Source organism: Streptomyces niger (assembly GCF_000718305.1).
Lineage (GTDB): Bacteria > Actinomycetota > Actinomycetes > Streptomycetales > Streptomycetaceae > Streptomyces > Streptomyces niger.
The window spans coordinates 179,123-201,795 of the sequence record NZ_JOFQ01000007.1 but is presented as its reverse complement, the minus strand read 5'-3'; the positions used below and the strand labels follow the sequence as shown (position 1 = coordinate 201,795).

Below are 22,673 nucleotides of genomic sequence, written 5' to 3'. Positions count from 1 at the left end.
TGCGACGGGTGTCAGGCGAAGAGCGTCCGGCCCCACCAGTCGTCCTTGTCACGGACGCCCGGCGGGACGGCGAACACGGCCGAACCCACGTGCTGGATGTATTCGTTGAGCGCGTCGTGGCGCGCCAGATTCTTCTGCAGCGGCACGAAGCCGTCCCGTACGTCCCGCTGGTACGCGAGGAAGAACAGCCCCGCGTCCAGCCGGCCCAGGCCGTCCGTGCCGTCGGTGAAGGAGTAGCCGCGGCGCAGGATGCGGGTGCCGCCGTTGGAGTCGGGGTGCGCGAGCCGTACGTGTGCGGTCGGCAGCATCGACTTCAGGTGCGGCTCGTCGAACTCCCGCTGCCTGCCCGCGGGTGAGCCCTCGCCCTTGCTGCGGCCGAAGACGTCCTCCTGCTCCTTGAGCGAGGTGCGGTCCCAGGTCTCGATGTGCATGCGGATACGGCGCGCGACGAGGTACGAGCCGCCGGCCATCCACGCCCCGGCTCCCTTGTCGTCGCTCTTCCCCACCCAGACGTGCTTGTCGAGCTCGCCGGTGTCCGTGCCGGCGATGTTCCGGGTGCCGTCCTTGAAGCCGAACATGTTGCGCGGCGTGTGCGCGTCCGGCGTCGTGGAGGAGGTCTTGCCGAAGCCGAGCTGCGACCAGCGCACCGCGACCTTGCCGAAGCCGATGCGCGCGAGGTTGCGGATGGCGTGCACGGCGACCTGCGGGTCGTCGGCGCAGGCCTGGACGCACAGGTCGCCGCCGCTGCGGGCGGCTTCGAGGTTGTCGCCGGGGAACTTGGGCAGGTCGATCAGCGCCGCGGGCCGCCGGTCCTTGAGGCCGAAGCGGTCCTTGCCCTTCTTCTCGAAGAGCGTCGGGCCGATGCCGAAGGTCAGGGTGAGCCGGGACGGCTTGAGGTCCAGCGCCTCGCCGGTGTCGTCCGGCGGCGCCTCGGCGAGGCCGCCGACCGCGCCCTCGCCGACCGGCCGCCCCGCCGTCATCTTCGCGGCGGCGGCCGTCCACTCCTTGAGCAGGTCGATCAGTGCTTCGCGGTCGTCGGTGGTGACGTCGAACGCGGCGAAGTGCAGGCGGTCCTGGACGGCGGTGGCGATGCCGGCCTGGTGGGCGCCGTGGAACGGGACGGCGGCGCCGCCGTCCGCGGCGGCCGGTGTGGGGTCGGCGCTCAGCGCCGCGGCGGTGGAGCCGCCGGCGACCGCGCCGAGCGCGAGCCCGGCGCCGCCCCAGCCGATCAGCGCCCGGCGGGACGGGGTACGCGCGGTCGTCTCCCGCGCGTCCTCCGTGCTCCGGGTGGTCTCCTCGGTTTCCGGTGCCATGTGGTCCTCCTACTCGGCCACGGCGGCGGCGAGCTTCGACAGCGGCTCGGCCAGCGCGCTCACGCCGTCGGACAGGTCCTTGCGGTCGCCCTTGGAGACGGTGTCGTAGGCGACGAAGCCGTCGCCCTCGCGGTACTCGTCCAGCTGCTTCCCGATGGCCTCGAACTGCTTGTCCAGCTCCTTGACCAGGGCCGGGTCGTTCTTCTTCGCGACCGGCTTCAGCAGGTCGTACGCCTTCTTCGCGCCCTCGACGTTGGCCTCGAAGTCGACCAGGTCGGTGTGGCTGTAGCGCTCCTCCTCACCGGTGACCTTGCCGGTGTAGACCTCGTCCAGCAGCTCCTTGGCGCCGTTGGCCATGCTGGTGGGGGTGATCTCGGCCTTGCCGACCCGCTGCTGCCAGTCCTTCAGGTCGGTGATCAGCCGGTCGGCGAGCTTCTTGTCGTCCGCGGAGATCTTCTTCGTCTTCCACAGGGACTGCTCCAGCTTGTGCCAGCCGGTCCACTTCTGGCCGTCCTCCAGGCCGTCCTCGCGGACATCGACCTTGGGGTCGATGTCCCCGAAGGACTCCGCGACCGGCTCGGTGCGCTCCCAGCCGATGCGGGAGGGCGCGTACGCCTTCTTCGCCGCGTCCAGGTCGCCGCTCTTGACTGCCTCGGCGAACTTCTTCGCCTTGGGCAGCGTCTCATCGGCCTGCTGCTGCACGTACTTGCGGTACTCGGCGACCGCCGCGTCCAGCTTCGGGTTCCGCTGCGCCGCGGCGCCCTTGCCGGTGACGGTGATCTTCTGCCGGATGCCGTCGCCCTTCATGCCGGGCTTGCAGGCGATCTCGTACGCACCGGCCTTCACCTCGGCGGTGATGGCGGCCTTGGTGCCGGGGCCGATGTTCTCCCGCTCGGTGACGATGCGGTCGCCGGGCGCGTAGACGTACACCTCGGTGACCTTGCTGCCCTTGTTCTCGACGGCGAGCCGGACGTGCCCGGCCGGGAACTTCGTACGCGACAGCTTGCAGGCGTCGTCGGACGCCGTCACCTGCACGGCACCGGCTTTCCCGGCTCCCGCCACCTCGCTCTTCGCGGCGCAGCCGGCTGCGGTGAGGGCGGCGGCCGCGGTGATCGCGGCGATGGTCGAGGAGCGGAGGGCTCGCATGCGGGCTCCAGGCAGGTTCGGGTGGCGCTCGGACAAGGGGGACGGGCCCGGCGCGCGTCGGTTCTTCCACTAAGGCGCACCTAACTTATCTGAGGCTTACCTGATCACAACCCGACTGTCCAGTGATCCCCCTCTCATGAAGAACGGCCCCATAACGGGCCGCCCAACGCCGCTCCACGAACAGGTAATGGGTCGGTCAAGGTAAGGGCCGCAGTCCCCGGTGAGCTGTCACTCCTCTTAAATGACCGCATGACCGAACTTCACGTGATGCGAGTGTTCTGCGGGCCGGCCGGCGGGGGCGGAAATCCGCTGGGAGTGGTGCGGGACGGCGCGGCCGTACCGAGAGACGACGCGCGGCAGGCGCTCGCGGCGGAGCTGGGGTTCAGCGAGACGGTGTTCGTCGACGACGCCGGCCGCGGCACCGTCGACATCCGCACGCCCACGCTGCGGCTGCCGTTCGCCGGGCATCCGCTGGTCGGCACCGCCTGGCTGCTGCGCCACCTCGGGGAGCCGGTGGACACGCTGCGGCCACCAGCCGGGGAGGTGGCGGTGCGGTACGAAGAGGAGCGCACTTGGGTGCGCGGCCGCGCGGAGTGGGCCACGGGGCGCACGCCGCACGAGTACGCCTCGCCCGCCGAGGTGGCCGCGCTGCCCGCGCCACCCCCGGGCGAGGGGTGGCTGTACGCCTGGGCATGGGAGGACGAGGGCGCGGGGCGGGTGCGGGCGCGGGGCTTCCCGCGGCGCGGCGACAGCATCGCGGAGGACGAGGCGACGGGCGCGGCGGCCCTGCAGCTCACGCACGCGCTGGGGCGGGCGCTGGACATCCGGCAGGGGCGCGGCTCGCAGCTCCTGACCCGACCACTCCCCGGCGGGTGGGTCGACCTCGGCGGGCGGGTCGTGCTGAGCGACGTACGACGACTGCCCTAGCGCCGCCGGGCGGGCCTCAGGCGCTCAGCGGGCTGCGGCCGTCGCCGCCGAACTCCTCGCCCAGCTCGCGGAAGACCGCGGTGTTCAGCGCGAACGCGCGCTTGCACTCGTCGACCACCCGCTGCTTCTCCAGGTCGTCGACCGGCAGCGCGTCGAGCAGCGCGCGGTACTCGCGCTTGAACGCGGCCGGGTTGCCGATGCCCTCGAAGACGTAGAACCGGACGCCGTCGCCCTTGCGCGCGAAGCCCCAGGTCTTCTCGGCCGTGCCGCGGATGATCTGACCGCCGGAGAGGTCGCCGAGGTAGCGGGTGTAGTGGTGGGCGACATAGCCGGCCGGCCAGTCGCGGGCGCACTCGGCGACCCGTGCCGCGTACGCCTCGGTGGCCGGCAGCGGCCGGGCCTCGCTGCGCCACGCGGGCCCGGCGAGGTGCGCGAGGTCGCGCTCCAGCTCGGGGGTGCGGGTCAGCTCCGGCTGGATGAAGGGGCCCGCGACCGGGTCGGCGGCGAGGGTGTCCGCGCATCGCTCCAGGGCGCGGTAGACGAACCACAGCTGCTCGGTGTAGCGGCGGTAGGCGGTGACGCCGAGCCGCCCGCCGAGCATGTCACCCATGAACGAGGAGTTCTCCGCCTCGGTGTGGGCCTCGTGCGACGCCGTGCGGATCAGCGTCGAGAAGGGCGTGGGCAGGGCGGGGCTGTGCGCGTCCATGGCGGGCCTCCAGGGACCGGTGGGTGGCGGCCGGGAACCGATTGTGGCAACTTAGGCTTACCTAAGTCAATCGGTTCCCGACAGCTTGTCGGTAAAAGCCTACCCGTGGTCGCGCTCGGAGACCCCTCGTTCAGGGCAGCGTGAGGATCTCGGCGCCGCTGTCCGTGACGACGAGGGTGTGCTCGAACTGCGCGGTGCGCTTGCGGTCCTTGGTGACGACCGTCCAGCCGTCCTCCCACATGTCGTACTCGTACGTGCCCAGCGTCAGCATCGGCTCGATCGTGAAGGTCATGCCGGGCTTGATCTCGGTGGTGTGGTGCGGGCTGTCGTAGTGCGGCACGATCAGGCCGGAGTGGAAGGACGTGTTCACGCCGTGGCCGGTGAAGTCGCGGACGACCCCGTAGCCGAAGCGCTTGGCGTAGGACTCGATGACCCGGCCGATGATGTTGATCTGCCGGCCCGGCTTCACGGCCTTGATGGCGCGGTTCAGCGACTCGCGGGTCCGCTCGACCAGGAGCTTGGACTCCTCGTCGACGTTGCCGCAGAGGTAGGTGGCGTTGTTGTCGCCGTGCACGCCGTGGATGAAGGCGGTCACGTCGAGGTTCACGATGTCGCCGTCCTGCAGGACGGTGGAGTCCGGGATCCCGTGGCAGATGACCTCGTTGACCGAGGAGCACAGCGACTTGGGGAAGCCGCGGTAGCCGAGCGTGGAGGGGTAGGCGCCGTGGTCGCACATGTACTCGTGCGCGACGCGGTCCAGCTCATCGGTGGTCACGCCCGGCTCGATGAGCTTGGCCGCCTCCTCCATCGCCTGGGCCGCGATCCGGCCCGCGATGCGCATCCGCTCGATGGTGTCGGCGTCCTGCACCTCGGGGCCCGTGTACGGGGTGGGCCCGGGCTTGCCGACGTACTCGGGGCGCGGGATGGAAGCGGGGACGGGGCGCGGCGGGGAGATGGTCCCCGGGACAAGAAGCGACTGGCCAGACATGCCAGCGAGTGTATCCGCGACCCATCGGGCAGGATGGCGTCAGGCAAGGCGCCCACTGGCGGAGGAGGCCGGGATGGCACTGTTCAAGCGGGGTACGGCGGGGAAGCCCGGTGAGTGGTACTACTGCCTCAAGCACGGCACCGTCGAGGAGGGCCCGGAGTGCCGGGCTGCCGACCGGATGGGCCCGTACGCGAGCCGCGAGGAGGCGGCGCACGCGATGGAGACGGCCCGGGAACGGAACGCCGAGTGGGAGAACGACGCCCGCTGGACCGACAAGGGGGCCGGGAGCGGGGGCTCCTGAGCGTCCCGGCGGTCAGCCCGCCGACGCCCGCGCCAGACAGGTCGCCAGCCGCGCCCGGGGAACCGGCTCGCCGCCGCGGCGCGGGTGCACCGCGTTGGTGAGCAGCACGAAGAACGTGTCCGACGCCCGGTCCAGCACCAGGCTCGTGCCGGTGAAGCCGGTGTGTCCGGCGGCGCCGCGCGCCGCCAGCTCGCCCATGAAGCCGGGCTGCGCGACGCGGAACCCGAGGCCGGGCGGGGAGAGCATCAGGTCCACGGTCTCCGGGCGCAGGACCGGCCCGCCCCCGGTGAGCAGCGCCCGGCAGAGCACCGCGAGGTCCTGTGCCGTGGCGAAGAGCCCGGCCTGCCCGGCGACGCCGCCCAACGCGTACGCGTTCTCGTCGTGCACCTCGCCGCGCACCACGCCGCCCGTACAGGACGGCCGCCGGGCCTTGAGCAGCGCCTCGGCCTCGGTGGCGGCCACCCCGGCCGGGGCCAGCGGCCCGTACGAGGTGCTGATCATGCCGAGCGGGCCGGTGATGCCGTCCCGGACGAGGGCGTCGAGCCGCTCCCCCTCGACCTTCTCCAGCAGCAGCTGGAGCGCGATGAAGCCGAGGTCGGAGTAGCGGAACGGGCCCGGTACGGCACCGGCGGCCTCGGCCCACAGCGGCCCGAGCCGGCCGCCCGGGACGCCGTCGACGGGACCGTCGTACAGCGGCAGTTCGGCGGCCAGCCCGGAGGTGTGGGTGAGCAGGTGGCGGATCGTTACGGCAGGGGCGAAGGACGGCAGATACCGGGCCACCGGATCGTCCAGGCCGAGCGCCCCGCGCTCCACCCGCTGCAGCACCGCGACGGCCGTGAACAGCTTCGACAGCGACGCGAGGTCGAAGACCGTGCCGGCCCGCACCGGCTCCCACCGCTCGCGGGCCAGCGGTACCCCGCGGCCGCGTGCCACGTCGTACGACCCGTACCGCAGCGCCCACCCGGCGGCCTCCTCGACCGCGACGACGGGGCCGCGCCCGGCCACCGCCACGACGCCCGCGCAGCAGGGCGCCGGGCCTTCGGGCAGCGCGCGGATCTCCGCGACGAGCCGCCGGGTCCAGGCCGGATCGAGCCCTGCCTGGGCGGGGGTGCCGTGGCGCAGTGGTGCGGGTGCGTTCAGAGCCGGTTCCCTTCGCCGGTCGTGCCGTCCTCCATGGACTCCCCCCTACGCTGCCACGGACGGCACAGTCCCAGGAAGCACGCGAGCGCCAGAAGTGCACAGGAGCACTGGACGACGGCCATCGGCACGGCCGTCCGCTCGCCGGCGATGCCGACCAGCGGGGAGGCCACCGCGCCCATCAGGAAGGTGGACGTGCCGAGCAGGGCCGAGGCGGAGCCGGCCGCGTGCGAGGTGCGCAGCAGCGCCTGGGTGTTGGTGCTCGGCATGACCAGGCCCATCGAGGCCATCAGCACGAACAGCCCGGCGGCCATCGGCACCAGCCCGACGTGCCCGAAGACGCCGGCGGACATCAGCAGCAGGGCGACGGCGGCGAGCGTGATCAGGCCCAGCCCGATCGCCAGCACCTTGTCCAGTGAGACCCGCCCGACCAGCACCTTTCCGTTGATCTGGCCGAGCAGGACCAGGCCGACGGAGTTGATGCCGAAGAGCATGCTGTACGTCTGCGCGGAGGCGCCGTAGATCTCCTGGATCACGAACGGGGACGCGCTGATGTAGGCGAAGAGCGCGGCGAAGGCGAAGGCGGAGACCAGCAGGTACCCGGCGAAGATCCGGTCGGTGATGAGCCCGCGCATGGTGTGCAGCGCGGCGCCGAGGCCGCCCGCGTGCCGCCGCTCGGGCGGCAGTGTCTCGTGCAGCTTGCGCCAGACGACGAGGGTGAGCAGCACCCCGATGACGGTGAGCACGACGAAGACGCCGCGCCAGTCGGTGACCCGGAGGATCTGCCCGCCGATCAGCGGGGCGACGACCGGCGCGACGCCGGATATCAGCATCAGGGTGGAGAAGAAGCGGGCCATCGCCACGCCGTCGTACATGTCGCGGACCACGGCCCGGGCGATGACGATGCCGGCGGCGCCGGCCAGGCCCTGGACGAGCCGGGCGGCGATCAGGAACTCGGCGTTGCCGGCGACCGCGCACACCGCGGTGGCCAGCACGTAGACGACCATGCCGATGAGCAGCGGGCGGCGGCGCCCCCACTTGTCGCTCATCGGGCCGACCACCAGCTGTCCCAGCGCCATGCCGGCGAGGCAGGTGGTGAGGGTCAGTTGGACGGTGGCGGCGGGGCTGTTCAGGGACCTGGTGACCGCCGGCAGGGCCGGCAGGTACATGTCCATGGAGAGCGGCGGTACCGCGGTGAGGCCGCCCAGGATGAGGGTGACCAGGAGGCCGGTGCGGCGGGCCGCGGCGGGCACTGGAGCAGGCGTGGGGCCGTCGCTCGCGGCGGATGTTCGGGGACTGGGGCGGCTCTGATGGCTCTCGGCCGTGGCGGGGCCGGGGTCCGACATGAGTGTCTCCATGGTTTGTAGATGTACGCACCATGGTGTCATGTCCTCGCGGACTCCGACCCCTTTTCGCCCCCCAGGGCCCCTTGTACGGGAGCCCGGCCGGGCAGGCTCCGTACGGACCCGGTCAGGCGGGCTTCAGGCCCGGGTCGCCGGCCTCGGAGACGAAGGACGCGGCGGTGGCGACGGGCGCGCCCTGGGTGGTCACGGCGGACACCGTCCGGTAGTCGGCCCGCGCCTTCTCCTGGTCCAGCTCGACCGTCACGTAGCCGCGGCGGCCGTTGTAGAACTTCATGTGCGGGTTGGCCGCCATGTAGGCGTCGTAGTTGGCGGGCTTGTCCGCGCCGTCCTTGCCGCTGGCGATGGAGGTGGTGACGAACTCCACGCCCTGCGTCCGCGAGTTCTGGTCGGCGAAGTCCTTCTTGATGTCGAAGGCGTAGTGCACGTGCACGTCACCGGTGAGCACGACGAGGTTGTCCACGCCCGCCGCCTCGGCCCCGGCCAGCACCCGGTCCCGGGAGGCGGCGTAGCCGTCCCAGGAGTCCATGCTCACCTTGTAGGTGTCGGCGGGGGTGGAGCGCCGCTCGGAGAAGGTGACCTGCTGCGGGACGACGTTCCACAGCGCCTTGGAGTTGCGCCAGCCGTCGATCAGCCAGCGCTCCTGGGTGGCGCCGGTCAGCGTGCGGCTCTCGTCCGTGGACTCCGGGCCCGGCGCGTGCCAGCCGTCGCCGTACGCCTGGTCGGAGCGGTACTGGCGGGTGTCGAGGATGTCGAACTGGGCGAGCCGGCCGTAGTTCACCCGACGGTAGAGCTGTGCGTCGGAGCCGTGGGGCAGCTGCGGGCGGCGCAGCGGCTGGTTCTCCCAGTACGCGCGGTAGGCCGCGGCGCGGCGGACCAGGAACTCGGCGGGCGGCAGGCCGTCCTCGCTGATGTCCCCGGCGTAGTTGTTCTCCACCTCGTGGTCGTCCCAGGTGACGATGAAGGGGTGCGCGGCGTGCACGGCCTGCAGGTCCGGGTCGGACTTGTAGAGCGCGTACCGCAGCCGGTAGTCCTCCAGCGTGACCGTCTCCTTGTTGAAGAGCGCGGGCAGCGTGCGGTCGGTGTAGTTGCGGGCGCCGCCGACGGCGTTCACCGGGTACTCGTAGATGTAGTCGCCGAGGTGGAAGACGACGTCCACGTCCTCCTCGGCGAGGTGCCGGTGGGCGGTGAAGTAGCCGTCGTGGTACGCCTGGCAGGAGACGGCGCCCAGCCGCAGGCTCCGCAGCTGCGCACCGGGGGCCGGCGCGGTACGGGTGCGGCCGACCGGGCTGATCCAGTCGCCGACGCGGAAGCGGTAGTAGTAGACCCGGTCCGGGCCGAGGCCGGTCGCCTCGATGTGCACCGAGTGGTTGAACTCCGGATGCGCGTCGGCCTTGCCGCGGCCGGCCATCCGCCGGAACTTCTCGTCGTGCGCGATCTCCCAGCGGACCGTGACCCGCGCGTCCGGCATGCCGTTGCCCGGCTCGTAGGGGCTGGGCGCCAGCCGCGTCCACAGGACCACCGAGCCGGGGAGCGGGTCGCCGGAGGCGACACCGAGCGTGAAGGGGTTCCCGGCGAGCCGCTTACCGTCCACCTCCGCAGCGTACGCCGCGCCGCCGAGCGGCAGGTTGGTCGCGAACGCGAGGGTTGCCGCGGCCCCGGCGACGGTGAGGAAGCGACGGCGGCCGAGGTGCTCGGCCGCGGCCCGCATCTGCTGGTCGTGCTCGGAGTGCTGAGTCATCTGCCCCTGCCCTGCCTGAAGTGGTCTCGGACTTCTCGGTGTCAGCAGTGATTGCAGGGGCAGGGGGCGGCGCCGTGGCGTCGGATGTACGACGCAACGATGACGGCCGGATGAGGACTGCGACCGCAACGGACAATTCCCGCCCGGGACGCCTTATGCGGACGAACGGCCGCCGGGCGCTCAGCGAAGCGCGGGAACCGCCAGGTCGGCGGCGGCACGGCGGGGCTCGCGCCTTACCCTGCGGCCATGAGCGATACGACGACCGGCGCGACGGCCGGGACGACGACCGGGACGACGAAGACGGCAGTGGTGACCGGCGCGGGCTCCGGCATCGGACGCGCGGTGGCACTGACGCTGGCGGCCGCCGGCTGGTCGGTGGCGCTGGCGGGGCGCCGCGCACAGGCCCTGGACGAGACGGCCGCCCTGGCCGGGGACGGCGCGACCGTCCTCACCGTGCCCACCGACGTCTCCGACGCGCACGACGTGGCCGCGCTCTTCTCTTCGGTACGCGACCGCTTCGGCCGGGTCGACCTGCTCTTCAACAACGCCGGCACGTTCGGCCCGCCCGTACCGCTGGAGGACCTCTCCTACGAGGACTGGCGGTCGGTCGTCGACGTCAACCTCAACGGCGCGTTCCTGTGCGCCCAGGCGGCGTTCCGGGCGATGAAGGAGCAGTCGCCGCGGGGTGGCCGCATCATCAACAACGGCTCCATCTCGGCCCACGTGCCGCGCCCGCACTCCATCGCGTACACCGCGACCAAGCACGCCATGACGGGCCTCACCAAGTCCCTGTCCCTGGACGGCCGTCCGTACGACATCGCCTGCGGCCAGATCGACATCGGCAACGCCGCGACCGAGATGACGGGCCGCATGCAGACCGGCATCCTCCAGGCCAACGGCGAACTGGCCGTCGAGCCGGTGATGGATGCGGCGGACGTGGCCCGCACCGTCCTCCACATGGCCGCCCTCCCCTTGAAGGCGAACGTCCAGTTCGCCACGGTCATGGCGACCACCATGCCGTTCATCGGGCGGGGCTGAGGAGCCGCTGAGGCGGCGGCCAGGAGCCGTTGGGATCGGGGGCCAGGAGCCGTTGGGGCCGGGGCCGATGGACCGCAACGGAGCACGGGCGGGCGCACCGGGGCACTGGCCCCCGCACCGCCGCCCCGACGTGCCCTCACACCCCCGTCACACGTCCCCCACACCCCGCCCCGACATCCTCCACCGCCCCTTTCGCGCCGGGCCCCACATCCGCCGACCGCTCGGTACGATCCCGCGCATGCCTCCCCACAACGACCTGGATGACCAAGGGACTGCGCTCCTTTTGGAGTCCGCCACGCCCCGGGAGCGGCGCGCCATCCTGCGCCGCCGTCGCCACCGGCCGTCGACCCCGCGCGAGGCCCGCATCACCCAGCTCGTCGTCTCCCTTCTCTTCCTGGCCGGCGGCATCGGCGCCCTGGTCGAACACGTCGACGCACACACCTCGTCCCACACCGTCGCCGCGTACCTGGCCCTGATCGCGCTCTGCGCCGTCTCCGCCGAACTGAGCCGCCGCGGCCGCACCCGCATCAGCTTCTGGCTCCTGTGCACCGGCATGATCGCCCTGGGCCTCTCCACGCCGTTCCTTCTCTGAGGCCCTGCTCCCGTCCCCCTGCGCCGCCGCTCGTTTTCGTGCAGTTGTGGAGACGGGTTTGTGCAGACGATCGGGTGGCGGTGTGCCGACGGACCCGTGCATCACACGGCTCAGGGGCTCGGAGCCGAAGCCCCGAGCCCCTGTTCCGGCGGTTCACCCACTCACGCCTACCACTCGGTGGCCAGCTGGACGGTGGTGGAGAGGCAGACCTCCCCGTGCTGCCGCGCCGCGACGTGCACGCAGACGCGGTCGGGCACGCAGTCCAGCGACACTCGGGCCTCGATGAAGCAGGGGGCGTCCAGCTCGACGTACCGGTGGAACTTGGTGCTCATGCCCGCTGCCAGGACGGCGGACGGGTGCGCGATCGCGTTCGCGGCCTGGCGGGCGGCCTCCAGCAGGAGCATGCCGGGAACGTGGTCCACCGGGTGGTCGAAAAGGATCGGGTGTCCGGTGTCGACGCGCAGCAGCCACTGGTCCTCCCGGTCGGTGGCGGACAGCACCACGTCCCCGGTACGGTCCCGTCCGACCTGGGCGGGCGGAACCGGCTCGCTCAGCGGCACGGCGTCGGCGGCCCCCATGTCGGCCCGGGCGCCACGCAGCCTGCGGTAGACGGCGGGGGCGTGTGCGGTGAACCGGGCCACCGCCGTCCCGAGCACCACCCCCTCCCGCCGGGTTGCCACGTTCAGGGTCATCGCCGACATGCACCCGCGGCGACGCACCACGTCGACGCCCTGGATGTCCATCAGCAGCTCCGCGGGCGTCCCACCGACCGCCATGGCCCCGGGCACGACCTCGTACCGGAAGTTGTCCCAGATCAGGTGATGGCCGAACGGTACGTCGTAGCAGGTGTGCGACAGCAGCGGGATCACCTGCCGCACGGTCTCGGCGAACAGCAGCGGGTCGTGCAGGCCGTGGGTCGGTGCGTAGAAGCTGTGGGTGCGGGGCCACTGGGCCGTCACCATGTGAGCATCGCTCGACCGGCTGTGCCGACCGGTGAGCAGCACCTCGGCGTGCGAGGCCTTGTGCACGTACTGCCGCGGCACAGTGGCGGTCGCCAGAGCGGGTGCAGTCGGAACCATGTGCGTTTTCCCCCTTGGGCAGTGAGCCTGAACGGCTTCGCGTGCTGCGAACTTGAGTTAACATAAAAGTGGTTATTTTTTTTGTCCATAAGCAGAATGAGGAGACGAGATGGCAGATCTGAAACAGGAGAGGGCCCTGCGTACGCGGCGTCACCTCATGCGTGCGGCAGCCGAGCTGTTCGACGAGTGCGGTTACGAGGGCACCAGCGTGGTGCGCATCGTGGAACGCGCCGGACTGACCCTGGGCGCCATGTACTTCCACTTCCCGTCGAAGCAGGCGCTGGCCAGGGAGGTGATGAACGCCCAGCCGGACGTGATCGAACCGCTGCTGGACTCCCGCGGGGTGCAGCGGCTGGTGGACATCACCCTGGTGTGGGCACAGCGACTGAAGGTCGACCCGCTGCTGCGGGCCGGGGTCCGACTCGCCGTCGAGCAGGGCCGGTTCGGCATGAAGGACGACACGTCCTTCGAGAACTGGCAGCAGATCATGGCGACGCACCTGGAAGAGGCGCGCGAACAGGGACAGTTGCTGCCCGGCGTGCAGCCCGATGAGGTCGCCCAGTTCGTCGTCGGCGCCTGCACAGGCATCCAGTTCCACTCCCAGCTCGCGTCGGAGCGCGCCGACCTCATGGACCGCACGGTGCGGATGTGGCGGTACCTGCTGCCGGGAATCGCCCTCCCGGAGGTCGCGGCGACCATCGAGATCGACCCGAAAAGGGGGCGTCCCGAATGAGCGGAGCAGCCGGGACGGCGGGCCGCGACGTGCCCGCCTCCCGGCCGCGCAGCCGACTCGGGCGCACGGTCGAGGCGCTCGCCAGGAGTGCGAAGTCGCCCCGCAGCGACGCGTAGACGCAGATAATGAGCGGCGCAACCGAGGCCCTCGACAGGGCGTCGGGCGCTTTCCGGGCGTGGCCCGGAGCATGCCTGCACACCATTTTCGGAACGGGGGATCTGATGACCGATGTGATGTTCGCCGACAGAGACCGCCCGCAGCACCGGCCCGAAGGCGGACTGTTGAACGGCAGAACCGTGATGATCACCGGCGCGTCGAGCGGCATCGGGGCCGCCGCTGGGCGCCTGTTCGCGGCCGAGGGGGCGGCGGTCGTGCTGATGGCCCGGCGCGCGGAGCGGCTGCGGGAGGTGGCCGCCGGCATCCACGCCACAGGGGGCCGGGCGCTCGCGGTGGGCGGTGACGTCACCCGCGCGCAGGACGTTCAGCGGGCGGTGGCCCAGGCCGTGGACGCCTTCGGCGGACTCGACGCGGCTTTCAACAACGCCGGGTGGACCTCGGCCGGCACTCCACTGCACCAGATGGACGAAGCCGAGTACGACCGCATCATGGACGTGAACGTACGGGGCGTCTGGCACTGCATGCGGCACCAGATCACCGCCATGCTCGAACTCGGCGGCGGCGCCATCGTCAACACGGCGAGCGTGGCGGGAATGTTGGCCACCGGGGCGGCCGCACCGTACATCGCGGCCAAGCACGCGGTGCTCGGCCTGACCCGGGCAGCTGCCTCGGAGTACGGGCAGCAAAGCATCCGAGTCAACGCCCTCGTCGTGGGCAGCACCAGGTCCGAGCTGATGGACCAGGTGCTGACCGACGACCCTGCGCTGACCGAGCCGTTCACCCGGCGCGCCGTCCAGCAGCGGCTGGCCGATCCGACCGAGGTCGCTCACGCCGCCGCCTGGCTGTGCAGCGACCGGGCCTCCTTCGTGACCGGTGCCGCCGTGCCGGTGGACGGGGGCTGGACGGCGCAGTGACACGCCGCGCGCCTCAGGGCGGGGCGCCGCCCGGGTGCAGGAAGTCGAGGCACCCGGGCGCCGCGATACCCGGCAGCAACCCGGCCCACAGAGCGGTGAGCAGGTCATGGTGCGCGGACGTGCCGTCGAGGCGCTCGGCCACCCCCGGCACGAGACATTCCACGAAGAGCGGCAGAAGATCCGGGCGGCAGCCGGGCCGGAGCTGATGCTCCCGCCCGGCGACCACCGCCCGCTGCTCCGTCCACGGCAGCCAACCGTCGTACCAGTCCTCCCGGGCGGCCCCGTCCCGGGAGGATCGCCAGGCGGCGCGCACCGCGTCGTTCTCCCGCAGCAGGGCCAGCAGACCATGGCTGAGGTCGATGATGCTTTGCAGCGGAGACAGGCCGCGCGCCGCCACCCGGCCGACCAGCGCCCGGGTGGCCTCGTGCCCCTGTCGGTGCACAGCCTCCGCGAGGTGGGCCTTGGACGGGAAGTGGAACGTCAGCGCGCCCATCGTGACGTCTGCGCGGGCGGAGACCCGGGAGAGGGACGTACCGGCGTATCCGTGCCGGGCGAGCTCGGCGGCGGCCGCTCCCAGCAGCCGCCGCTGAGTCTGTTCGGCGCGCGCCTGCTTCGCGTACACGCGCTCACGCCGTGGGGCCGGCGGTACCGGCGGCGGGCTCGTCGGGTGCCGGTCCGGCCAGCTCGCCGCCGCGGGCCCAGAACGAGGGATCCGTCTCGCGGAGGATGACGGTGACCGCCTCGTGCGGGCAGCCGGCTCCCTCGGCGACGGCATCGGTCACCTGCCGTACGGTGCGGGCCCGGGCAGCGGCGGAGCTGCCGCTCCACCAGTCGATCGTGACAACAGGCATGACGCCTCCGTGTGTTGAGGTCCGGGTCGGGCAAGCATAGAACATAGCGAATATTATTTTTGTTATGCTGGGGCTCCACCGCCGCTGGACTGCTGGACGCGACGGCGGGGACGCCGCACGCACCGCACCGCAGCGCGGACGCATACGACGCACCACAGCAGAGGGGGAGAACATGACGGGCCATCAGGGAACAGCCGGACAGACGGGCGTGCTGACCGCAGGCCGCCGGACGGCCCTCGCGGTTCACCCGCGTCCGGCACGCACCGGCCATCCGTCGGGGCGCCGGGCCGTTCTCGCCGCCCGCTCCGACGTGGCGTTCACTCTTTCGGTGCCGACCGCACCGGACCGCCTCGACGAGGTCGAGGAGTGGTACCAGGAGCTGCGGGCGATCGGAGTGACCGTGCGGACGGTGTACCCGGAGGCCGCGCTGAAACTTCCGGGCGCCGCGGCGCACATGGAGCGGGCCACGGCCATGGGCGTGCGGTGCCGACTCCTGCCGACCCACCCGGTGTTCACCGCGGTGATCGACCGGCACACCGTCTTCATGGCCATGGAGTCGGGCGCCGGCGGCATCGGCGAGCAGGTGTTCCGCACCCCGGCAGGGGTCGCCCTGCTGGTCGAGGCCTTCGAGCGGTCATGGGGGTCGGCCCGGGAGTTCCCCGCCGGCCCGACCGCCGTACTGACCGGTCCGCAGCTCACCGCGGTGCAGCTGATGAGCTCGGGGATGAAGGACGACAAGATCGCGCGCGTCATGAAGATCTCCCCGCGCACACTCAGCCGGCTCGTCGCCGGAGCGATGGACACCCTGGGCGCCATCAGCCGGTTCGAGGCCGGCGCGAAGGCACAGGAGTTGGGGCTGCTGCGCTGACTGCGGCGCCTCATGGCGCGTCCCTGCCGACGACCGCCGAACCGTACGCGGCCACCAGCTCCTTGAGGTCTCTGCGCAACAGCCACACCAGCGTCTCCAATTCGGGTCGCCCGGTACTGACGAGGAACGCCCGGTCGGCGCTCTCGATGGTGCGCAACGCCCGGGAGAGCTCCTCCGGGACGTCCCGGGCGGACTGCTGCGCCGTACGTGGCGTTTCGTGCATGACGTACCTCCTCGGGATTTCGCGGTAGGCCATCGGAATGCGTTTCCGATTCCCGAAGAATAAGATCCCGGGATTCTCCCGCGACCCCCCTTTGGCGACCGGCCGCCGACTTCTGGCGAATACCCGCCAAAGGAAACACCACGCTCTGGACGTACCGCGGCGACCCCTTCTGAGCTGCACGTCAGGCACCTCGACGCTCGTTCGATGGCGACCTTTCGCCAGGCGACTACCAGCCACGCCAATCACTGGATTTCTTCACCCGAACACCTGCAGGATCTATTTCGGTAAAGCCCGGACCGAAATCAGCGATCCCACGAAGGATGAAGAAATGAAGCAGTTGATCGACGTCGGCGAAGAGGTGGCGGACGCCCTCGCCGAACACCGCCCCGTGGTCGCCCTGGAATCCACCGTCATCGCGCACGGTCTGCCCTACCCCGCGAACGCGGAGACCGCGATCGCCATCGAAAAGGCCGTGCGCGACGCCGGAGCGGTGCCCGCCACCATCGGCCTGGCCCGCGGAAAGTTCGTGGTGGGCATGGACTCCGCGCAGATCGAGGAGTTCGCCACCGCCGGCCGGATCCCGAAGGTCAGCAGCCGCGACATCGGTCCGGTGCTCGCAGGAGGGGGGCTGGGCGCCACCACGGTCGCCTCCTCCATCGTCGCGGCGGACCTGGCCGGCATCCCGGTCTTCTCCACCGCCGGTATCGGCGGCGTCCACCGCGGCGCCGGCGAGACCTTCGACATCTCCGCCGACCTGGTGCAGTTCACCCGCAGCAGGGTGGCCGTGGTCTGCGCCGGCGCGAAGAGCATCCTCGACCTCGGCCTGACCTTGGAGTACCTGGAGACCCTCGGGGTGCCGGTCATGGGCTACCGCTGTGACGACTTCCCCGCCTTCTACTGCCGGTCCTCCGGCTTCGCCAACCCGCAGCGCCTGGACGACCTCCCCGCCATTGCGGCGGCCCTGCGCGGGCACTGGGACGCGGGCCTGCCCGGCGGAGCGCTGGTCACCCACCCGATCAGCGAGGCCGACGCGCTGGACAGCGACCACATGGAGCAGGTCATCGCCGAGGCCCTGGCCGCGGCCGAGGCGGCGGGCGTACGTGGTCCCGCCATCACGCCGTACCTGATGAAGGCCGTCTCGCAGGCCACCGAAGGCGCCAGCGCGACGGCCAACCGAGCCGTGCTCATCAGCACCGCCCGGGTGGCCGGCGAACTGGCCGTCGCCTACGCCGACCTGAATCGGGAGCAGCAGTGAACCGAGCCGCGATCTTCGATCTGGACGGCACGCTCGCCGCCACCCCCGCCGCCATCGCACGGCTGCTCGTCCGGGTGACCGCGGAGGCCGGCTTCGAGGTCACGCCCCAGCAGGTGGCGCCCACCATCGGAAAGCCGTTGGAACCCTCCGTCGCACGGCTGATCGGCCGCCCGGTCGAGGACTCGGCCACGGTGCACACGGTGGCCCGGTACCGCGAGCTCTTCGACCGGGAGGTGCTGGCCCTGGGGCCCGACCTGCTGTACCCGGGCGTGGCCGACGGGCTGCGGGCCCTCGGTGAACAGGGCTTCGGCCTGGCCGTCGCCACCTCCAAGATCTCCGCCAGCGCGGAGAAGCTGCTCGCGGCCACCGGCATCCGCACGCTGTTCGGCCCCGTCATCGGCAACGACATGGTCGAGCGCGGCAAGCCGGACCCGCAGATGGGCATCCTGGCCGCCGCCGGGCTCGGCGTCTCGGTGGACCGGTGCTCCTACACCGGGGACACCGTCGGCGACCTGCGGATGGCTGCGGCCGCCGGCATGACTCCGATTGCCGTGACCTATGGCGTCGGCTTCGCCGACGAGCTGTCCCCGCACGCGGCGCGCCTCTGCCGCTCCTTCGCCGAGGTGGTCACGGCCCTCTCCGTCTCCGAACCGACCGGTGTCGCCGGGCACTAGCCCCGGCGCCCTCCCCCACCCCTCCCGACAAGGAAGTCTCATGACCCAGGAAGCAACAGAAGTGACACCGCAGAAGGCAGGTGCGCCGCAGGACGCACCACCAGGGCCGGCCCCGTCGTCCGACGACTCGGCCAAGATGAGCCCCAAGCAGATCTGGGCTCTGATCACGCTGAGCTGCGGGCTCTTCCTCGCCACTCTCGACTTCTCGATCGTGTACGTGGCACTGCCCAGCATCGGCGACGCGCTCAAGCTGGGCGAGAGCTCGCTGCAGTGGGTGGTCAGCGGTTACGCGATCTTCTTCGCCGGATTCCTGCTGACCGGCGGCCGGATCGGCGACCGCTTCGGCGCCCGCCGGGTCTTCCTCGGCGCGACCGCGCTGTTCGGCGCGAGCTCGCTGGCCGCCGCGCTCACCGACGACTTCACCACGCTCATCATCGCCCGTGCCCTCCAGGGCATCGGCGCCGGCCTGCTCGACCCGTCCACGCTCGGCCTGATCCAGCAGATCTTCCCGGCCGGACCGAAGCGCAACCGGGCCATGACGGTCTGGGGTGCGGTCGGCGCGATCGGACTGGTCGGCGGTGTGGTGCTGGGCGGCCTGCTGACCGCCATCGCGTGGCAGTGGGTGTTCCTCGTCAACGTCCCGTTCGTCGTGCTGGTGATCGTCCTCGGCTTCTTCCTGCTGCCGGGGCGCCGCTCCGACGCCGGCGAGCCGACCCCGCTGAACGCCCTCAGCGCGGTCTTCGGTACCGGCGCGATCCTGCTCCTCGTCCTCGGCCTGTCCCGGCTCGGTGACGTCGGCCCGGGTGCCGCCTCCACCTGGTTGGGCCTCGGCGGGTTCGTCGTCCTCGGCGCGGCCTGGGTGATCCGGGAACGCACCAGCCGCAGCCCGCTGATCGACCGGCAACTGTGGAAGACCCGGTCCCTGATGGTCGCCTGCCTCATCGACGCGTGCTACGTGCTGAGCATCGGCGTGGAATTCTTCCTCGTCACCCTGTTCCTGCAGAACGAGCACGGGTTCAACCCGCTCAGCGCCGGCCTGGCGTTCCTGCCGCTGACCGCCACGGTGATCGTCGGCAACGCGATCACCGACAAGCTGATCGCCCGAAGCGGTCCCAAGCCGATGGTCGTCACCGGTCTGCTGGTGGCCGCCGTGGGGCTGGCCCTGCTCGCCCTCGGCGCGCACGCGGACGGTTACGTGCTCGGCATGCTCCCGGGCCTGCTGCTGTCCGGCGTGGGCAACGGCATCGCCTTCCCCGCCCTGTTCATCTCCGCCACCTCCGACATCCCCGGCGAGAACCAGGGCGTCGGCGCCGCGATGCTGACCACCACGCAGTACGTGTTCTCCGCGCTGGGCCTCGCTGTGCTCGTCCTGATCCTGGGCTCCGACCCGGGCACCGGCAACTACCTGACGACCTTCGTCTTCTCCAGCGTCGCGGCCGCCGTCGGCGCAGTCGTCGCCGCGATCGGCATGCGCAAGCCGACGGCCGGCACCGCCGGCTGAACCACCCCGAACCGCCGGTCCGCCGGCAACCCGCGAGCCGCCGGCCGACCGGCCTCCCCCGCACGGAAGGCCGGCGGCTCCCACCCCCGTCACTGCCCCACCGAAAGGCAGACGCACATGGAAATCCTGGCGAGCCGGATCGTCATCCGGCCCACCGATCCCGAAGCGAGCCGCACCTTCTACCGCGAGCTGCTCGGCCTGGCCGTGTACCAGGAGTTCGGCAGCGGCCCCGAGCGCGGAACCGTCTTCCACCTCGGCGGCGGGTTCCTGGAACTGGTGGGGCGCTCCGCCGAACCCATGAGCAGCCAACCCGCCATGTGGCTGCAGGTCCGCAGCCTCGCGGAGACCCGCGCCCGGCTGCTCAGTCGCGGCGTCACCCCGGCGCGCGACGCCGAGGCCGAGCCCTGGGGCCTGTGGGAGATGCACCTCGCCGATCCCGACGGCATCCAGATCTATGTCGTCGAAGTGCCGCAGAACCATCCCTTCCGGCACGGCGTTCCGGCACCGGACACCCCGGCTCCCACGCCACTGGACGTCCAGATCAAGCAGGCCGATGCGGCGGACCGGGGGACGGCATGACGCTCTTCGCCCAGCCCGGCGACACGCACCTGGGCACTCCGGAAACCGCGGAAACGGTGACCATCGGCTCCAACACCTGCCGGATGCTGATTCCCACGACGGTCACCGGCGGCGAACTCGGCCTCTTCTCCCTCAGCATGCCGCCCAACGGCCCGTACGCGTCTCCGCACTTCCACAAGGAGATGACCGAGGTCTTCATCGTCCGTTCCGGAGAGGTTCAGCTCATGCGCGGCACCGAACCGGTCACCGCGCACGCGGGCAGCGCACTGTACGTGCCACCCAACACCCCCCACGGCTTCGCCAACGTCTCCGACCAACCGGCCGAACTGCTCATCGCCTTCACGCCCGGCGGCGGCCGGGAGGGTTTCTTCCGCGGCCTGGGCGATCTGCTCGAACGCGATGACCTGCCGACCGAGGACGAGCTGGCGGAGTTCGCCGAAAGATTCGATCAGTACAGATATCGCCCCTGACCGACAGCCGGTCGAGGGCGCCCGTACCGAAAGGTCCGTGTCCGTATGAACAGTTACACCCCACAGGCGAAACGCTGCGCGCTGCCGTCGTTGACCGGAATGCGCTTCGTGGCCGCCGCCCTGGTGTTCGTCTCCCATGTCGCCGGTAACCGCATTTTCGCCGATGGGCAGACCAACAATTGGTTTTTCGACCTGTTCAACCCGGCCGGCTGGCTCGGCGTAGGCTTTTTCTTCATCCTCAGCGGGTTCGTCCTCACCTGGTCCGCCAGGGAGGGCGACACGGTCACGGGATTCTGGCGCCGTCGGCTCGCGAAAATCTTCCCCAACCACCTCGTCACCTGGCTTGCGGGATTCCTCCTGATGGCCGTGACGGGTGAGGTGCTGAACGCCTTCTACGTCATCCCGAGCGCTTTCCTGGTGCACACCTGGATACCCCGGATGGACGCGCTGACCGGCACCAACGGGCCCAGCTGGTCCCTCTGTTGTGAACTGGTCTTCTACCTGGCATTCCCGTTCGTGCACCGCCTCGTCCGGAAGATTCGGCCCGCACGACTCTGGGCCTGGGCGATCGGCGTGGTGGCGGCCATCGCCGCCTGGGCCGGGTTCGTCTACGTGGCCCTGCCGAAGGAGCCCGAGATCATCTGGGCGCCCATGCCGTTCTGGCACTTCTTCGCGATCTACAACCCGCCGCCGGTCCGCATGCTCGACTTCCTGCTCGGCATGCTGCTCGCCCAGGTCGTCATCTCGGGCCGTTGGATCAGGATCGGCTGGCCGACCGCCATCGCCGGCATGGTCGCCGGTTACGCGGCCATGGTCGTCGTCCCGCCGGAATTCGGCATGATGGCCGTGACCGCCGCCCCGCTGGGCCTGCTCATCGCCAAGGCCGCCGCCGCCGACATCGAGGCCGGACGCTCGCCCTTCCGCGGCCGCGTCATGATCTGGCTCGGCGAGGTCTCCTTCGCCTTCTACATGGTCCACTACCTCGTCCTGCACTTCACCCTGAAGGCGCTGGGCGACCGAGTCGCCTGGACGCTGCCCGAGGGACTGGCCGTGGCGGCCGTGCTGATGGTGGCCACCCTGGGCGTCGCGTACCTGCTCTACCGCTACGTCGAGATGCCGGTCATGCGCCGACTGTGCCGTTCCCGGAAGCCCGCGGTCACCGGGTCCGTGGCCACCATGCCGGCCGGCCCGCGCGACGGGTCCGACACCCCCGCAGCCGACCCGGGCGAGCTGACCGGCGCCCGCTGACCGGCCACCCGGTCCGACAGCCGCGCCCCGCCCCGGCGCGCTCGCGCCGGCACCGCCCGGCCCACCACTCCCCCCGCACGTCATCGAACGAGAGGCACTTCCATGCCCACTGCCCCCACGGACACCACTCGGGGCACCATCATCCGCGCCACCGACCTCACCTTCCGCACCGTCGACGGCTGCCAGGTCGCCCAGGCGGTCGGCCCACATCTAGGCGCCCACATCGTCCGGCTGGACGTCGTCCGCGTGCCCGCCGGCGCCGTGTGGAATCCCGCCGGAGCCGTCGACGAGGAGAACGTCGTCGTGGTGTTCGCCGGCGCCGGCACCGCCGCCTCCGGCGACCGGTCGGCACCCGTGCGGCGAGCCGACACCGTCTACGCACCGACCGGCGACGGGTACGAGCTGCGCGCCGCGGACGACGGCCTGACCGCGTACGTGTGGCGCACCGTCCTGCGCCCCGACCGCTCCCCCGGCACACAGCCCCGCAGGTTCTCCCGGCTGTGGAACGAGGAGACCCAGCTCAAGGGCTTCACCGGGACCGGCCAGAGCGCGCCGGACGCGCGGACGGCCACCATGAACTTCCTCTTCTGGCCGGGCACCGGCTCACCGCAACTGTGCCTGCACTGCGGCTTCATGGCCCCCGGTGAGTACTTCAACGTGCACGTCCACCCCAGCAGCGAAGAGGCCTTCATCGCCTTCGAAGGCGAGGGCCAGCTCCATCTCGACGGCACGTGGTACGACGCCGTGCCCGGCGACGTGCTCTTCGCGCCGCCCGGCGTGCCGCACGGCACCCGGCACCCGCAGACCGACCCCGCCGGCGCGCGCTTCGCGACGTGCGGCGGCCCCACCCCGTTCGACCCGGTGCTCTACGAGCGCGCCGGCGTCCCGACCAAGGTTCGGTGAACTCTCGG

Annotated in this window: 24 protein-coding genes and 1 pseudogene; 14 read left to right on the top strand and 11 right to left on the bottom strand. The window is 71.3% G+C overall.

What is annotated here, in order from left to right; genetic code table 11:
* Window positions 1-11: 11 nt before the first annotated feature.
* Together efeB and efeO are read right to left on the bottom strand one after the other, a co-directional pair.
* Window positions 12-1,313, bottom strand: coding sequence for an iron uptake transporter deferrochelatase/peroxidase subunit (gene efeB, locus IF20_RS15215; protein WP_052865693.1), 1,302 nt, complete (start codon window positions 1,311-1,313; stop codon window positions 12-14).
* A 9-nt stretch (window positions 1,314-1,322) separates the two neighbouring features.
* Window positions 1,323-2,459 carry an iron uptake system protein EfeO gene (gene efeO / locus IF20_RS15210; protein ID WP_052865692.1) on the bottom strand — a complete coding sequence of 379 codons (1,137 nt, stop codon included), beginning with the start codon at window positions 2,457-2,459 and terminating at the stop codon, window positions 1,323-1,325.
* A 249-nt stretch (window positions 2,460-2,708) separates the two neighbouring features.
* Between efeO and IF20_RS15205 the strand changes: the two genes are divergently transcribed.
* Window positions 2,709-3,386 carry a PhzF family phenazine biosynthesis protein gene (locus IF20_RS15205; RefSeq protein ID WP_052865691.1) on the top strand — a complete coding sequence of 226 codons (678 nt, stop codon included), beginning with the start codon at window positions 2,709-2,711 and terminating at the stop codon, window positions 3,384-3,386.
* 16 nt (window positions 3,387-3,402) lie between these two features.
* Here the strand turns inward: IF20_RS15205 and IF20_RS15200 are convergent, their stop codons facing one another.
* Together IF20_RS15200 and map are read right to left on the bottom strand one after the other, a co-directional pair.
* Complete coding sequence (locus IF20_RS15200; protein ID WP_052865690.1) at window positions 3,403-4,092, bottom strand: biliverdin-producing heme oxygenase; 690 nt, start codon at window positions 4,090-4,092, stop codon at window positions 3,403-3,405.
* 130 nt (window positions 4,093-4,222) lie between these two features.
* Complete coding sequence (gene map / locus IF20_RS15195) at window positions 4,223-5,080, bottom strand: type I methionyl aminopeptidase (protein ID WP_052865689.1); 858 nt, start codon at window positions 5,078-5,080, stop codon at window positions 4,223-4,225.
* 73 nt (window positions 5,081-5,153) lie between these two features.
* On the opposite strand from map, the gene IF20_RS15190 reads away from it, so the two are divergent.
* Complete coding sequence (locus tag IF20_RS15190) at window positions 5,154-5,381, top strand: hypothetical protein (protein ID WP_052865688.1); 228 nt, start codon at window positions 5,154-5,156, stop codon at window positions 5,379-5,381.
* 12 nt (window positions 5,382-5,393) lie between these two features.
* Here IF20_RS15190 and IF20_RS15185 read toward each other — a convergent pair whose 3' ends face one another.
* The 3 genes from IF20_RS15185 to IF20_RS15175 form a co-directional block, all read right to left on the bottom strand.
* On the bottom strand, window positions 5,394-6,503 hold the full coding sequence (locus IF20_RS15185; protein ID WP_407702512.1) for a serine hydrolase domain-containing protein: 1,110 nt from the start codon (window positions 6,501-6,503) through the stop codon (window positions 5,394-5,396).
* Between the two features lie 14 nt (window positions 6,504-6,517).
* A complete protein-coding gene (locus tag IF20_RS15180; protein ID WP_052865686.1) occupies window positions 6,518-7,864 on the bottom strand; it encodes a multidrug effflux MFS transporter in 1,347 nt (448 codons plus the stop codon).
* 124 nt (window positions 7,865-7,988) lie between these two features.
* Window positions 7,989-9,620 (bottom strand): alkaline phosphatase D family protein, encoded by a 1,632-nt coding sequence (locus tag IF20_RS15175; protein WP_052865685.1) that lies wholly within the window; start codon window positions 9,618-9,620, stop codon window positions 7,989-7,991.
* Window positions 9,621-9,866: 246 nt separating this feature from the next.
* Between IF20_RS15175 and IF20_RS15170 the strand changes: the two genes are divergently transcribed.
* Entirely contained in the window at window positions 9,867-10,658 is a 792-nt protein-coding gene (locus tag IF20_RS15170; protein WP_052865684.1) for an SDR family oxidoreductase, read from the top strand.
* 238 nt (window positions 10,659-10,896) lie between these two features.
* On the top strand, window positions 10,897-11,250 hold the full coding sequence (locus tag IF20_RS15165; protein ID WP_199896612.1) for a hypothetical protein: 354 nt from the start codon (window positions 10,897-10,899) through the stop codon (window positions 11,248-11,250).
* Window positions 11,251-11,417: 167 nt separating this feature from the next.
* Here IF20_RS15165 and IF20_RS15160 read toward each other — a convergent pair whose 3' ends face one another.
* Window positions 11,418-12,329 carry a ScbA/BarX family gamma-butyrolactone biosynthesis protein gene (locus IF20_RS15160; RefSeq protein ID WP_052865682.1) on the bottom strand — a complete coding sequence of 304 codons (912 nt, stop codon included), beginning with the start codon at window positions 12,327-12,329 and terminating at the stop codon, window positions 11,418-11,420.
* A gap of 109 nt (window positions 12,330-12,438) precedes the next feature.
* Here IF20_RS15160 and IF20_RS15155 point away from each other — a divergent pair, with 109 nt between their 5' ends.
* Window positions 12,439-13,062, top strand: coding sequence for a ScbR family autoregulator-binding transcription factor (locus IF20_RS15155; RefSeq protein ID WP_052865681.1), 624 nt, complete (start codon window positions 12,439-12,441; stop codon window positions 13,060-13,062).
* A 221-nt stretch (window positions 13,063-13,283) separates the two neighbouring features.
* The gene (locus IF20_RS15150) at window positions 13,284-14,093 is read left to right on the top strand and encodes an SDR family NAD(P)-dependent oxidoreductase (RefSeq protein ID WP_234426663.1); all 810 of its coding nucleotides are present in this window, start codon (window positions 13,284-13,286) and stop codon (window positions 14,091-14,093) included.
* Between the two features lie 13 nt (window positions 14,094-14,106).
* On the opposite strand, the gene IF20_RS15145 is transcribed toward IF20_RS15150, so the two are convergent.
* Entirely contained in the window at window positions 14,107-14,715 is a 609-nt protein-coding gene (locus IF20_RS15145) for a TetR/AcrR family transcriptional regulator (RefSeq protein ID WP_052865680.1), read from the bottom strand.
* Between the two features lie 4 nt (window positions 14,716-14,719).
* Window positions 14,720-14,944: a tautomerase family protein gene (locus IF20_RS15140; RefSeq protein WP_052865679.1), complete on the bottom strand. Its 225-nt coding sequence runs from the start codon at window positions 14,942-14,944 to the stop codon at window positions 14,720-14,722.
* 328 nt (window positions 14,945-15,272) lie between these two features.
* On the opposite strand from IF20_RS15140, the gene IF20_RS15135 reads away from it, so the two are divergent.
* Window positions 15,273-15,812, top strand: coding sequence for a response regulator transcription factor (locus IF20_RS15135; protein ID WP_199896611.1), 540 nt, complete (start codon window positions 15,273-15,275; stop codon window positions 15,810-15,812).
* 10 nt (window positions 15,813-15,822) lie between these two features.
* On the opposite strand, the gene IF20_RS15130 is transcribed toward IF20_RS15135, so the two are convergent.
* Window positions 15,823-16,035 carry a hypothetical protein gene (locus tag IF20_RS15130; RefSeq protein ID WP_199896610.1) on the bottom strand — a complete coding sequence of 71 codons (213 nt, stop codon included), beginning with the start codon at window positions 16,033-16,035 and terminating at the stop codon, window positions 15,823-15,825.
* A 328-nt stretch (window positions 16,036-16,363) separates the two neighbouring features.
* On the opposite strand from IF20_RS15130, the gene IF20_RS15125 reads away from it, so the two are divergent.
* The 7 genes and pseudogenes from IF20_RS15125 to IF20_RS15095 all read left to right on the top strand — a co-directional run bounded on the left by IF20_RS15125 (window position 16,364) and on the right by IF20_RS15095 (window position 22,665).
* Window positions 16,364-17,290 carry a pseudouridine-5'-phosphate glycosidase gene (locus IF20_RS15125; protein WP_052865676.1) on the top strand — a complete coding sequence of 309 codons (927 nt, stop codon included), beginning with the start codon at window positions 16,364-16,366 and terminating at the stop codon, window positions 17,288-17,290.
* The gene (locus tag IF20_RS15120) at window positions 17,287-17,964 is read left to right on the top strand and encodes an HAD family hydrolase (RefSeq protein WP_052865675.1); all 678 of its coding nucleotides are present in this window, start codon (window positions 17,287-17,289) and stop codon (window positions 17,962-17,964) included. Before IF20_RS15125 ends, IF20_RS15120 begins: the two co-directional genes overlap by 4 nt.
* A gap of 40 nt (window positions 17,965-18,004) precedes the next feature.
* Window positions 18,005-19,465, top strand: coding sequence for an MFS transporter (locus IF20_RS15115; RefSeq protein ID WP_199896609.1), 1,461 nt, complete (start codon window positions 18,005-18,007; stop codon window positions 19,463-19,465).
* 117 nt (window positions 19,466-19,582) lie between these two features.
* A pseudogene (locus IF20_RS15110) lies at window positions 19,583-19,957 on the top strand (VOC family protein); the annotation flags it as partial.
* A gap of 83 nt (window positions 19,958-20,040) precedes the next feature.
* On the top strand, window positions 20,041-20,514 hold the full coding sequence (locus IF20_RS15105) for a cupin domain-containing protein (RefSeq protein WP_052865672.1): 474 nt from the start codon (window positions 20,041-20,043) through the stop codon (window positions 20,512-20,514).
* A gap of 45 nt (window positions 20,515-20,559) precedes the next feature.
* Complete coding sequence (locus IF20_RS15100; protein WP_110944179.1) at window positions 20,560-21,762, top strand: acyltransferase family protein; 1,203 nt, start codon at window positions 20,560-20,562, stop codon at window positions 21,760-21,762.
* Between the two features lie 102 nt (window positions 21,763-21,864).
* Window positions 21,865-22,665, top strand: a complete 801-nt coding sequence (locus IF20_RS15095) for a cupin domain-containing protein (protein WP_052865670.1) — start codon at window positions 21,865-21,867, stop codon at window positions 22,663-22,665.
* Window positions 22,666-22,673: the final 8 nt, after the last annotated feature.